This is a genomic window from Lacinutrix chionoecetis, from assembly GCF_053604665.1.
Window position 1 is genome coordinate 189,945 of sequence record NZ_JBSHNQ010000084.1, and the last position, 11,854, is coordinate 201,798.

General features: G+C 33.3%; 11 protein-coding genes. 9 read left to right on the top strand and 2 right to left on the bottom strand.

Annotated elements, in window-relative coordinates; translation table 11 throughout:
- Positions 1-202: 202 nt before the first annotated feature.
- On the top strand, positions 203-1,027 hold the full coding sequence (locus tag ACVC43_RS10770) for a phosphatase PAP2 family protein (protein ID WP_452224526.1): 825 nt from the start codon (positions 203-205) through the stop codon (positions 1,025-1,027).
- Positions 1,028-1,141: 114 nt separating this feature from the next.
- On the opposite strand, the gene ychF is transcribed toward ACVC43_RS10770, so the two are convergent.
- Complete coding sequence (ychF, locus tag ACVC43_RS10775; protein ID WP_452224527.1) at positions 1,142-2,236, bottom strand: redox-regulated ATPase YchF; 1,095 nt, start codon at positions 2,234-2,236, stop codon at positions 1,142-1,144.
- A gap of 197 nt (positions 2,237-2,433) precedes the next feature.
- Between ychF and ACVC43_RS10780 the strand changes: the two genes are divergently transcribed.
- Positions 2,434-3,564, top strand: coding sequence for a carboxypeptidase-like regulatory domain-containing protein (locus ACVC43_RS10780; protein ID WP_452224528.1), 1,131 nt, complete (start codon positions 2,434-2,436; stop codon positions 3,562-3,564).
- A gap of 70 nt (positions 3,565-3,634) precedes the next feature.
- Here the strand turns inward: ACVC43_RS10780 and ACVC43_RS10785 are convergent, their stop codons facing one another.
- On the bottom strand, positions 3,635-3,988 hold the full coding sequence (locus ACVC43_RS10785; RefSeq protein ID WP_452224529.1) for a 4Fe-4S dicluster domain-containing protein: 354 nt from the start codon (positions 3,986-3,988) through the stop codon (positions 3,635-3,637).
- A gap of 76 nt (positions 3,989-4,064) precedes the next feature.
- Between ACVC43_RS10785 and ACVC43_RS10790 the strand changes: the two genes are divergently transcribed.
- The 7 genes from ACVC43_RS10790 to ACVC43_RS10820 all read left to right on the top strand — a co-directional run bounded on the left by ACVC43_RS10790 (position 4,065) and on the right by ACVC43_RS10820 (position 11,811).
- On the top strand, positions 4,065-5,123 hold the full coding sequence (locus tag ACVC43_RS10790) for an acyl-CoA reductase (protein WP_452224530.1): 1,059 nt from the start codon (positions 4,065-4,067) through the stop codon (positions 5,121-5,123).
- A 109-nt stretch (positions 5,124-5,232) separates the two neighbouring features.
- A complete protein-coding gene (gene serC, locus ACVC43_RS10795; protein WP_452224531.1) occupies positions 5,233-6,294 on the top strand; it encodes a 3-phosphoserine/phosphohydroxythreonine transaminase in 1,062 nt (353 codons plus the stop codon).
- 85 nt (positions 6,295-6,379) lie between these two features.
- Entirely contained in the window at positions 6,380-7,342 is a 963-nt protein-coding gene (locus ACVC43_RS10800; protein ID WP_452224532.1) for a D-2-hydroxyacid dehydrogenase, read from the top strand.
- 110 nt (positions 7,343-7,452) lie between these two features.
- Positions 7,453-8,091 carry a DUF937 domain-containing protein gene (locus ACVC43_RS10805; protein WP_452224533.1) on the top strand — a complete coding sequence of 213 codons (639 nt, stop codon included), beginning with the start codon at positions 7,453-7,455 and terminating at the stop codon, positions 8,089-8,091.
- 103 nt (positions 8,092-8,194) lie between these two features.
- A complete protein-coding gene (locus tag ACVC43_RS10810) occupies positions 8,195-8,632 on the top strand; it encodes a DUF6146 family protein (protein ID WP_452224534.1) in 438 nt (145 codons plus the stop codon).
- A gap of 47 nt (positions 8,633-8,679) precedes the next feature.
- Positions 8,680-9,174 (top strand): DUF6787 family protein, encoded by a 495-nt coding sequence (locus tag ACVC43_RS10815; RefSeq protein WP_452224535.1) that lies wholly within the window; start codon positions 8,680-8,682, stop codon positions 9,172-9,174.
- Positions 9,175-9,570: 396 nt separating this feature from the next.
- Complete coding sequence (locus ACVC43_RS10820; protein ID WP_452224536.1) at positions 9,571-11,811, top strand: TonB-dependent receptor; 2,241 nt, start codon at positions 9,571-9,573, stop codon at positions 11,809-11,811.
- Positions 11,812-11,854 lie beyond the last annotated feature (43 nt).

The following is an 11,854-nucleotide window of genomic DNA, read 5'->3' on the forward strand; positions in this document are numbered from 1 at the left end:
TGCTAATATAGTATAACGATATAAAAAATAAAACACTGCGCGAATAAAGTAATTAACAATGTTTTTTAATAAGTAAGTAATCTGTTTTTGATCTCATAAGCTCAAACTTTAAGCCCTATCGTTAAAATAATCATAAGATGTATTCCTTAATTTATTTGTTTGTGTTTCTATCCTTATTTTTACACACAACGAATTTTAAAATATGAAAAATATAATATTATCCTCATTGGTATTCTTACTTGTTATAAACCTTAATGCTCAGAAAAACAATTCTCCTTATGAATGGGATTGGACAAGAGATGGCATATGGACTGGTGCTGCATTGGCAGGAACAGCGGCAGGTGTTTTAATTATTGGAAATAAAGATGGTTTTACCGAAGATAAAATTGCCGAATTAAGATCTAATGTCGATGACATTAATTTTGCCGATCGCTGGGTTGCAGGGAAATTTAGCGAAGATGCCAGTAAATTAAGCGACATTCCTTTTTATTTATCTTTTGCTGCTCCTTTTGCACTTTTATTAGACGATGAAGCCAATGAGCATAGCGGCCAACTGTTTGGCATTTACATAGAAAGTTTAGCAACAACCTCTACACTATTTACAATTAGTGCCGGAATTACTAACAGAGCAAGACCTTATGTTTACAACGCTACAACTCCAGAAGACAGATTAACAAGTATTACTGCAACACGTTCCTTTTATTCGGGACATGTGGCTGCTACCGCAACGGCTACATTTTTTGCTGCTAAAGCCTATCAGGATTTTAATCCAGATTCTCCAGCTATAGCTTATGTGTGGACTGGTGCTGTTATTTTACCAGCTGCTGTGGGATATTTAAGATTAGAAGCAGGACAACATTTTTTAACAGATGTCTTAATAGGATATGGTTTGGGTGCTCTTGCTGGTTATTACATACCAGAATTACATAAAAAATCTAAAGAGACAGGCATTGGTTTTTCTCCTGTTATGGGTCAAACCAAATTTGGAGACACTTACCAAGCCCTTAGTCTCAACTATAAATTTTGACACTACTTAAGTTGAATTGATTAAAACCAACTAAAAGATTAAAAAACGAAAAAGCGAGATGAACATTCATCTCGCTTTTTTGTTGTAATATTAAGTAGTCTTAACGCTAAGCTCTTAGACATTAAAAAGAAAATGCATAACATCGCCATCTTTAACGGTATAACCCTTGCCTTCAACTCTCATTTTACCAGCTTCTTTTACTTTTGCTTCACTACCATATTCCACGTAATCATTATAACCTATAACTTCGGCTCTAATGAAACCTTTTTCAAAATCGGTATGTATTACTCCTGCAGCCTGTGGTGCAGTTGCTCCAATGTTTACAGTCCAAGCACGAACTTCCTTGACACCTGCTGTAAAGTATGTTTGCTGGTTTAATAGTTTATATGCCGAACGAATTAATTTAGCCGAACCTGGTTCATCTAAACCTATATCTGCTAAAAACATCTGGCGCTCCTCATAATCATCAAGTTCTGTAATATCGGCTTCTGTACCAACCGCAAGCACTAAAACCTCGGCATTTTCATTTTTTACAGCTTCTTTTACTTTTTCAACATATGGGTTTCCAGAAACAGCAGAACCTTCGTCTACATTACAAACGTACATTACTGGTTTGTCTGTAATTAACTGCGATGGTTTAACAAAATCACGGTCCTCATCTTCTGTAAATTCAATAGCCCGAACAGATTTCCCTGCCTCTAAACCTGCTTTAAGTTTTAAAAGGACAGCTTCTTCCTTTTGTGCTTCTTTATTACCAGTTTTAGCTGCACGCTTTACTTTATCCAGCTTTTTTTCTACTGTATCTAAATCTTTAAGTTGTAGTTCTATATCTATGGTTTCTTTGTCTCGAATAGGATCTACACTACCATCAACGTGTACAATATTATCGTTATCAAAACATCTTAATACATGTAAAATTGCATCTGTCTCTCTAATATTAGCTAAAAACTGGTTTCCTAAACCCTCTCCTTTACTTGCACCTTTTACCAAACCAGCAATATCTACAATTTCAACAGTAGCAGGCATTACGCGTTCTGGATTGACTAATGATTCTAATTTTTGAAGTCTTGGATCTGGTACATTTACCACACCAATATTAGGTTCTATAGTACAAAATGGAAAATTCGCACTTTGCGCTTTTGCGTTTGATAAACAATTAAATAATGTTGATTTGCCAACATTTGGTAGGCCTACAATTCCTGCTTTCATTGCGTATAATTTATTATATTATTTCCGCTAAAACGGAAATCTTTTTTAAAGAATGCAAAGGTAGTTAATTCTTTAAATCTTCATAGTTACAAAATATATTAATTTGTTTAGTAGGAAAAAATACGATTAAGTTGTTATATTTATGATACTAAGGCTATTAGCTTACATTCTCGTAATTAACCAAAAACCAAAACAAAATGAAAACATTTATTTTATCTGCATTTCTTCTAATTTTTGTATTCTCATGCTCTAAAGATGAAGATCAACCAGCTATAAATCCTGAGAATATTTTAATTTCTGGAAAATTATTAGCACCAAACAATCTCGATCCAATAGTTAATGCTAAAGTGTTGGCATTACAAAATAATGTTATAAAATTCGAAACCATTACAGATCCTGAAGGTAATTTTCAAATATCCGTCCCAAAGGGAGACTATAATTTAACGCTCACAAAAGGGTTATTTTCAACTCAAAAACAAATAACAGTTGAAGAAGAAGTGGTTTTAGACGCATATAAAATTGAAACGCTACCCAATATTGGTGTAATAACTGGAAGCTTCGATAATATTGAAAGTGTGCTTTATGGTATTGGCTTAGTCGATCCTGTAACTGGAGAACCAATATTTGACATTATTGATGGAATTAATACTAATAAAAATACTGTTTCTGGACATGGAGAACATGGTCATGGTGCTTCAAAAAGCAACTCTCAATTTAAAAATCCTTTACTGGACCCAAATGTGAGTTTTTCTTACGATGATTTAATGTCTGATCCTACATTATTAGCCTCTTACGATGTTTTATTTATTAATTGTAGCTCTCATAGCGACAATCCAACTTACGAACAAAACTTAATGGATTATGTTAATAATGGTGGCTTTTTATATGTAACCGATTGGTCTTCGAGCCTCTTAAACACCATGACAAATAACGACACTAATTATTTATCATTTTACACACCAAGACGCAGTGGTCAATCTTTATCTACTACAGCAACTATTTTAGATACAAATTTAAGTGCCTGGTTGTTGTTAAATTTTGGAATTTCTACTAATGGTACTGTAGTCATCGATGAATTTTTAGGTTCTTGGCAGGTGGTAGACTCTTACGATCCTGCTACCACAATTTCATGGCTTAATGGTCCTGTGGAATATAGAGATGCTACTAATAACACTGTTGCTGAGACTAAAGATTTAGCTTTTACGTTTTTATTAGGTCAAGGCGCTGTGTTTTATTCTTCATTTCATACAGAAAATGATGAATTCGATTTTACTACAACCGATAGGGTTCTGGAATATTTAGTATTTGAAATGACAGATATAGAATAACATTAATTTTACAACATAAAAAAACCGGGCAAATGGCTCGGTTTTTTTTGTATCGTCTATTTCTAATTTATTATCCCTCAGGATGCATAAATTTCTGTTTCCCTAATAAAACCTCTTCTGTTTCCACATGATCATCATCTGGAACACAACAATCTACAGGACATACTGCAGCACATTGTGGCTCATCATGAAAACCTTTACATTCTGTACATTTATCTGGTACTATATAGTATATTTCATCACTAATAGGTTCTTGTGCTTCGTCGGCATCCACCGTCTTACCATCGGGTAATACTAAATTCCCTTCAAGGCTCGTACCATCTTTATAACGCCAGTCGTCTGCTCCTTCATAAATTGCAGTATTTGGGCATTCAGGCTCGCATGCTCCACAATTTATACATTCATCTGTTATAATAATTGCCATAGTAATTCTTTTATTTAGTTTGCGTAAATTTGCAACTGCAAAAATAACGACTAAACACGTATTACGCAAGTATAGAATGGAATTACAACAAAGAATTAACGCTTTTGCCAAATTAGGAGCCTTTATTAGTCAGTTTACTTCGGAAACATTCGAAAAACAAGACAATATTCCGCATAATGATTTATTTTTCGATGGTTTTAAACACCAAATAAAACTAGCCGAAGAAAACAACGGATGGTTTACAAAAGCCAATATTATTTTTGCGTTAAACGGCTGGTCTAATTTACTCACATCAAGTAACCTAATCCATTGGTTATCAAATTATAAAATGAATGCCGAGAAGTTGCAAACTGTAGCAATAATTATGGCTGGGAATATTCCACTTGTTGGCTATCATGATTTTTTATCTGTATTAATTTCAGGACATGCAGTTTTAGTAAAACAATCTTCAAACGATAAGCATTTACTTCCTTTTTTAGCTAAATATTTAGAACACGTAGAACCAGGGTTTAAAGGAAAGATTAATTTCACAGCAGGCGAACTTAAAAATTTTGATGCTGTTATTGCCACAGGAAGTAGTAATACTGCACGATATTTTGAATATTATTTTAAAAATAAACCCTCCATTATAAGAAAAAACAGAAATTCGATTGCCGTTTTAACAGGGAACGAGACAAATGAGCAATTAGAAAACCTGTCTGAAGATATATTTAGATATTACGGTTTAGGCTGTAGAAATGTATCCAAGCTATTTCTACCTAAACAGTATAATTTCGATGCGTTTTTTAAAGCTATTTATAAATGGCATCCCATAATAAACGAAGCCAAATATGCCAATAATTACGACTATAATAAGGCTGTTTATTTAATGAGCGAATTCGATATGCTGGAAAACGGTTTTTTAATGATTAAAGAAGATGAAAGCTTTGCTTCACCAATAGCCACAGTATTCTACGAGTATTATGAAAATTTAGATGAGTTACAATCCCTAATTAAAGACAAAAAAGAACACATTCAGTGTATTGTTGCCGACGGTTGGGATGATAACGAGGTAAAATTTGGGCAAACCCAAAAACCAGAACTTTGGGATTATGCAGATAATGTGGATACTATTTCTTTTTTGTTAAAATTATAGTTGATAAATTATCATATTCATAACAAAAAAGCGCAGATAAATTAGCACCTTTGTAGCGCTTAAAATTTAATAAATTTCCTATTAGCGGAAATGAATAAAATATTTTTCTATGAAAAGACACAATTTTAGCGCAGGACCTTGCGTATTACCTAAACAAGTGATTATGAAAGCTTCGGAAGCCTTATTAGATTTCGACAATGGGCTTTCCCTTATTGAAATTTCTCATCGAAGTAAACCATTTGTAGATGTTATGGAAAAAGCCAGAGCCTTAGCTTTAGAACTTTTAGGTTTAGAAGGCAAGGGTTACAAGGCTTTATTTTTACAGGGTGGAGCAAGTACACAATTTTTAATGGTAGCTCTAAATTTATTAGAAAAAAGAGCTGGTTACCTAAATACAGGAACCTGGAGCGATAAAGCAATAAAGGAGGCTAAAATTTATGATGATGTATACGAAGTAGCATCCTCTAAAAATGCTAATTATAACTATATCCCGAAAGGTTACGATGTTCCTTCTAATTACGATTATTTCCATTGCACATCTAACAATACCATATTTGGAACACAAATGAAAAATTTTCCAAAAATCGATATTCCTATGGTTTGCGATATGAGTAGTGATATTTTCTCGCGTACATTAGACTTCTCTAAATTTGACTTAATATACGCAGGAGCACAAAAAAATATGGGACCTGCCGGAACAACCTTGGTTGTTGTAAAAGAAGATATTTTAGGTAAAGTGTCTCGTAAAATCCCATCAATGATGGATTATAAAGTGCATATAGATAAAGGTAGCATGTTTAATACACCTCCTGTTTTTGCAGTATATACATCTATGTTAACCATGCAGTGGTTAAAAGATTTAGGTGGTATTAAAGCAATTGAGGAAGAAAATGAAAAGAAAGCTACCTTAATGTACTCCGAAATTGATTTAAACCCACTCTTTAAAGGTTATGCAGCGAAAGAAGACCGCTCTAATATGAATGCGACATTTACATTAGAGAATGAAAATCTCAAAGAAACTTTTGAGTCTATGGTACAAGAAGCTGGCATTAATGGTATTAATGGTCATAGAAGTGTTGGCGGTTATAGAGCATCAATGTATAATGCCTTATCGCTTGATAGCGTAAAAGTATTAGTTGAAGTAATGAGTGAATTAGAAAGCAAAGCATAACCGCTCTATAGTAACCCGTTTGAATTTTAAATAAATTATTAAATATATTTCCGCTTTTTCGGAAATAAAAAGTAAAATTTTTTCAATGAAAGTATTAGCTAATGATGGTATTTCGCAAAGCGGAATTGACGCCTTAGAACAAGCAGGATTCCAAGTTTCTACAACCACAGTTGCTCAAGAACAACTTGCAAATTATATAAATGAAAATAATATTAGCGTAGTATTAGTTCGTAGTGCTACAACAGTAAGAAAAGACGTTATCGATGCCTGTCCAGATTTAAAAATCATAGGACGTGGTGGTGTTGGTATGGACAATATTGACGTAGAATATGCGCGTAGTAAAGGATTACACGTTATTAATACACCTGCAGCTTCTTCTCATTCTGTGGCAGAATTAGTGTTTGCCCACTTATTTACTGGTGTACGTTTTTTATACGATGCCAATAGAAATATGCCTTTAGATGGAGACAAACAGTTTAAAAAACTTAAAAAAAATTACGCTAAAGGTGTTGAATTAAAAGGAAAGACTTTAGGTATAATTGGCTTTGGTCGCATTGGTCGAGAAGTTGCTAAAATAGCTTTAGGTGTTGGTATGAAAGTAATAGCATCAGATAAGTTTGTAGGTAAAGCAGATATTAAGGTAAAATTCTACAATGGTCAATTTATTAATGTTGAAATTGAAACAGAATCGATGGAAGAGGTTTTAAAACATTCCGATTTTATAACACTTCACGTACCTGCACAAAAAGAATACGTTATTGGTAAAGCAGAGTTCGACATTATGAAAACAGGTGTAGGCCTTGTAAATGCTGCACGTGGTGGTATTGTAAACGAAGTTGAATTAGTAAACGCCTTAGACAGCGGTAAGGTTGCTTTTGCCGGTTTAGATACCTTTCAAGATGAGCCAACTCCAGCGGTACAAATTTTAATGCATCCTAAAGTATCATTAACTCCGCATATTGGAGCTGCAACTAATGAGGCACAAGATCGAATAGGTTTAGAATTAGCATCACAAATTAAAAGTTTGTTACTCACCGATAAAAACTAACCGTTTATAGGTTTTTATCTATGTTTTAATAAATCGAAAGGCTCAATTTAAACGTTGAGCCTTTTTTTATGTACCTTTTCACTTCAATTTATAACTTAAACAATAAAATAATGTCAGGAATTTTAGATTTATTAGGAAGTGATTTAGGGAAAACTATAATTAATGGTGTCGCTGGATCAACTGGTAACGATACAAGCAAAACAAGCAGTGTGCTAACTATGGCCTTACCTGTATTAATGAAAGCTATGCAACGTAATGCAGCCACTCCACAAGGTGCAGAAGGATTAATGGGTGCTATACAAGGAAAACATAATGGCAGTATTTTAGACAATCTTGGTGGCCTTTTTGGAGGCGGAGTTGATGAAGAAGTTAAACAAGATGGTGATAAAATTCTAGGTCATGTTCTTGGAGCAAAAAAGCCAGGTGTAGAAAAAATAATTGGTGAAAAATCTGGATTAGATGCTGGTTCTGTTGCAAATATTCTAAAAGTTGCTGCTCCTATTTTAATGGGAGTTATAGGTAAACAAGCGCAACAACAAAATGTAAGCTCTTCTAATGGTTTAGGTGATTTGTTAGGTGGATTACTAGGTGGCAATTCTGCAGAGAAAGAACAGAGTTTCTTAGAATCTATTTTAGATGCAGATGGAGACGGCAGTATTGTAGATGACGTGGCAGGTATGGTACTTGGTAGTGCAAAGAAAAAAGGAGGACTTGGCGGATTGTTAGGCGGTCTTTTTGGAGGCAGATAGATTATCGAATTTCTATTTATAGTTTAAGAGCCAAACGCAAGTTTGGCTCTTATTGTTTTAATAAATTCCATTTAAAATTTGTACTTTTATTAAAAATTGAATTATGAAAAATCTATTTATTTTACTTGCTATTTTAGTTATTACATTCAGTTGTAATTCATCAAAAGAAGTTAAGAAACCAGATAATGAAAACACCCAATTAAAAGCTGGAGATACAATAAAAATTTCAAGCGAAGAATTAGAGTATGATGTTATCATAATTGAACCTGGATTTGGTACTTATCTTGCATCAATTGCGCATCCTGAAGGATTTTACACACAGGAATATATGGAAAGTAGAAATATAAGATACGTGCAAGAATGGAACAGGAGAGTGCAACAACCAGGACGTTATAATCCAAATTTGTATGAATTGGACATTAATTACAGACATGGTATTGATTATGGTTATGAGGTTAATTACAAGATTTATAACTACTTTGTTTATTTTCAAAACAAATACAACCAAAATCTCTTAGGTGGCAGAGTTCCTCAAAATTAAACTATATTTGCAGCCCTAACTGCCATTAGGCAGATTCAAATTACCATATGAAGCAATTTAAAGAGCGGTGGGAAATCACTAAAAATTGGCAATTAGTTTATCCTATTATAGGCTTGGTAGGTCTATTTTATACAGGTTTTAAAATTGCTGGGCTTTTTAGAAAAGAGAACCACATTGCGTTTCAAATAGCGTTTGCCCTCTTAATTACATTTTTTCTTTTGCGTTTAACACTCTTTATCTTTAAAAAACTCGAGAATAAATGGGTGGTTAAACAACGCTGGGAGATTATTAGAATTTTTATCGTGTTCGCAATAACGGGATCTTCATCTTTGTTTATTGGTAAGCCTATTATTAAGTTTTTAGGTATTACTAAAGAAAACTTAAATATTTTTGTTTATTGGTTATTATATATTATCATTGGTCTAATTTTCTACCAGATTCTTTTAGTGGCTTTTGGTTATTTATTTGGTCAAGGTAAGTTCTTTTGGGAGTTCGAAAAGAAAATGTTACGCCGTGTTGGCTTAGGAAGGTTTTTAGATTAATGCATAACAACATTCTACATCTTATTTTTAAATGTACAGCAACATTGCTTCTGCTGGTTGTTTTATTACCTTCTGCAATTAAATTTGCCCATATTTTTGAAAATCACAAACATGAGGTTTGTAACAATCCAACAGACACTCACTTTCATGAGGTAGACATTGATTGTGAGTTCTACAAATTTAAATTGAATACGGTTTTTTCATTTAAAGCCTTAAATTCAGAAATTTTCACTTTCAAAGATCACTACAAAATTATTGATTCTCAATATCAATTTGTAAGTGATTTTCAGCGCTTACCTTTTGCTCTTCGCGGTCCTCCATATTTAATTTAATATTCCTTTTTTAAGCTGAATCTCCTTGTATTCAGTACAACAATATTAAATTAAATTATTAAATATGAAATATTTTATTATGGTTGCTATCTTATTAGCAACTCAATATCTGTGTGCTCAACAAAGCATTACAGGTACAATTACAAACAATGAAAACGGTGAGGTATTAAAAGATGTAAATGTATATATTCCAAACCTCGAAAAAGGCACAATAAGCAATGAGGAAGGTGTTTTTAATTTTTCTAACTTACCAGAAGGTAATCACACCATTATTTTTTCAAGCATAGGTTTTAAAAGTCTTTCTAAAACTGTACAATTACCTTTAAACGCATCTCTTGATATAGTTTTAAACCCTTCAGCAATAGAAATGGACGAGCTTATTATCTCTACACCTTTTCACAGATTACAAAGCGATAATGTAATGAAAGTTGAACGTGAGAACATAACTGCTTTACAACAAAATGGAGCTGTAACCTTGTCAGACGGATTAACGGCAATTGCTGGTGTAGAAAGTGTTTCTACCGGAGTAAGTATAGGTAAACCAGTTATTAGAGGCTTGAGTTCTAATCGTGTTGTGGTCTATGCTCAAGGTGTAAGACTGGAAAACCAGCAGTTTGGCGATGAACACGGTTTAGGTGTTAGTAGCTCTGGTATAGAAAGCGTAGAAGTTATAAAAGGTCCTGCTTCTCTACTCTATGGTAGTGATGCTCTTGGTGGTGTTCTTTACATAAATCCAGAACGTTTTGCTGCACAAAATAGTTCGGCAGCCGATGTTAATGCTAATTATTTTAGTAATACTAAAGGTTATAGTACAAATCTTGGTTACAAAACCTCTGCCAATAATTTTAAACTGCTTTTTAGAGGGAGTCTGGCAGAACATTCCGATTACAAAACCAATGATTATCGTGTTACCAATACACGTTTTAAAGAGCAAGATTTTAAAGCTGGAATTGGTTACCAAATTCAAGGTTTTAAAACCGATTTTCGCTACAACGTTAACCATTCTAAACTGGGTTTACCAGAAGGCGTTGGAGAGCAGTCTTTAGCAAGGACACCATTATTACCTTTTCAGGATTTAACCAACCATATTTTTAGTTCGAAATCGAAAATATTTTTTAGAAATTCAAGTTTAGATGTGAATATGGGCTTTACCTATAATGATAGAAAGGAATTTGAAGAACATCACCATCATGAAGAGGATGAAGAAGAGCATGAAGAAGACGAAGAACATGAGGAAGAGGAGCATGAAGACGACATATTGGCTCCTGCTTTGCACATGAAGCTAAAAACTGTAAATTATGATATTAAATATAATTTACCTACCCTTGGAAAGTTCGAGACTATAATTGGTGTTCAAGGCATGAACCAAACAAATACTAATTATGGGGAAGAGCAATTAATACCAGATGCCACCACCAATGATTTCGGCATTTTGGCGACTTCTCACATTCATTTTAATACATTAGATGTGCAATTAGGAGCGCGTTTCGATTCCAGAACGATAGATGTTGTAGAAAGCATAAATAAAAAATATAATAGTTTTAATGGGGCAATAGGAGCAAAAAAAGACCTTACCGATAACCTTGTGTTAAGATTAAATTTTGCATCAGGTTTTAGAGCACCTAATCTTGCAGAATTAACCAGTTTTGGAACACATGAAGGCACCAACCGTTTCGAGATTGGAAATTCTGAATTAAATAACGAACAAAATTTTCAATCTGATTTAGCAATCGAATTTAAAAATGAACATGTTGAAGTGTTTGCAAATGGTTTTTATAACAGTATTAGCAATTATATATATCTGTCACCAAACGGAACGTTTGTCGATAATGATCCCGTATTTAATTACCTGCAACAAGATGCAAGTTTATATGGAGGAGAAATTGGGTTGCATTTTCATCCACATCCATTAGACTGGTTACATGTTGAAAGTAGTTTTGAGTCCGTTACAGGAAAGCAAAAAAATGGTGATTATTTACCATTAATTCCTGCTAACAGTCTAACAAATACCATTAGAATAGAATATGAGAAAGGCTGGGTAACTAAAGGTTACACTTTTATAAAAATTAGAAATACCTTTAAACAGACTAAAGTTAGTAATTTTGAAACGCCTACAAATAGTTATGCTTTACTGAGCGCTGGTTTTGGTGGAGATTTTAAAATTTTAAATCATTTGTTGACTTTAAACGTTTCAGGAAATAACCTAACTAATAAAAGTTACATAAATCATCTTTCCCGATTAAAAGGTGATGGTATTTTTAACATTGGTCGTAATATAAGCATAGGATTGAGCTTTAAGATTTAGATTAAATCGCCTTTAAGTACAAATTGATAAAAAATAAAAAAAC

Coding starts and splice junctions, on each gene's coding strand:
- ACVC43_RS10785 (WP_452224529.1), bottom strand. CDS start 3,988: ATGGCAATTATTATAACAGATGAATGTATAAATTGTGGAGCATGCGAG.
- ACVC43_RS10770 (WP_452224526.1), top strand. CDS start 203: ATGAAAAATATAATATTATCCTCATTGGTATTCTTACTTGTTATAAAC.
- serC (WP_452224531.1), top strand. CDS start 5,233: ATGAAAAGACACAATTTTAGCGCAGGACCTTGCGTATTACCTAAACAA.
- ACVC43_RS10790 (WP_452224530.1), top strand. CDS start 4,065: ATGGAATTACAACAAAGAATTAACGCTTTTGCCAAATTAGGAGCCTTT.
- ACVC43_RS10780 (WP_452224528.1), top strand. CDS start 2,434: ATGAAAACATTTATTTTATCTGCATTTCTTCTAATTTTTGTATTCTCA.
- ACVC43_RS10820 (WP_452224536.1), top strand. CDS start 9,571: ATGAAATATTTTATTATGGTTGCTATCTTATTAGCAACTCAATATCTG.
- ACVC43_RS10800 (WP_452224532.1), top strand. CDS start 6,380: ATGAAAGTATTAGCTAATGATGGTATTTCGCAAAGCGGAATTGACGCC.
- ACVC43_RS10810 (WP_452224534.1), top strand. CDS start 8,195: ATGAAAAATCTATTTATTTTACTTGCTATTTTAGTTATTACATTCAGT.
- ACVC43_RS10805 (WP_452224533.1), top strand. CDS start 7,453: ATGTCAGGAATTTTAGATTTATTAGGAAGTGATTTAGGGAAAACTATA.
- ychF (WP_452224527.1), bottom strand. CDS start 2,236: ATGAAAGCAGGAATTGTAGGCCTACCAAATGTTGGCAAATCAACATTA.
- ACVC43_RS10815 (WP_452224535.1), top strand. CDS start 8,680: ATGAAGCAATTTAAAGAGCGGTGGGAAATCACTAAAAATTGGCAATTA.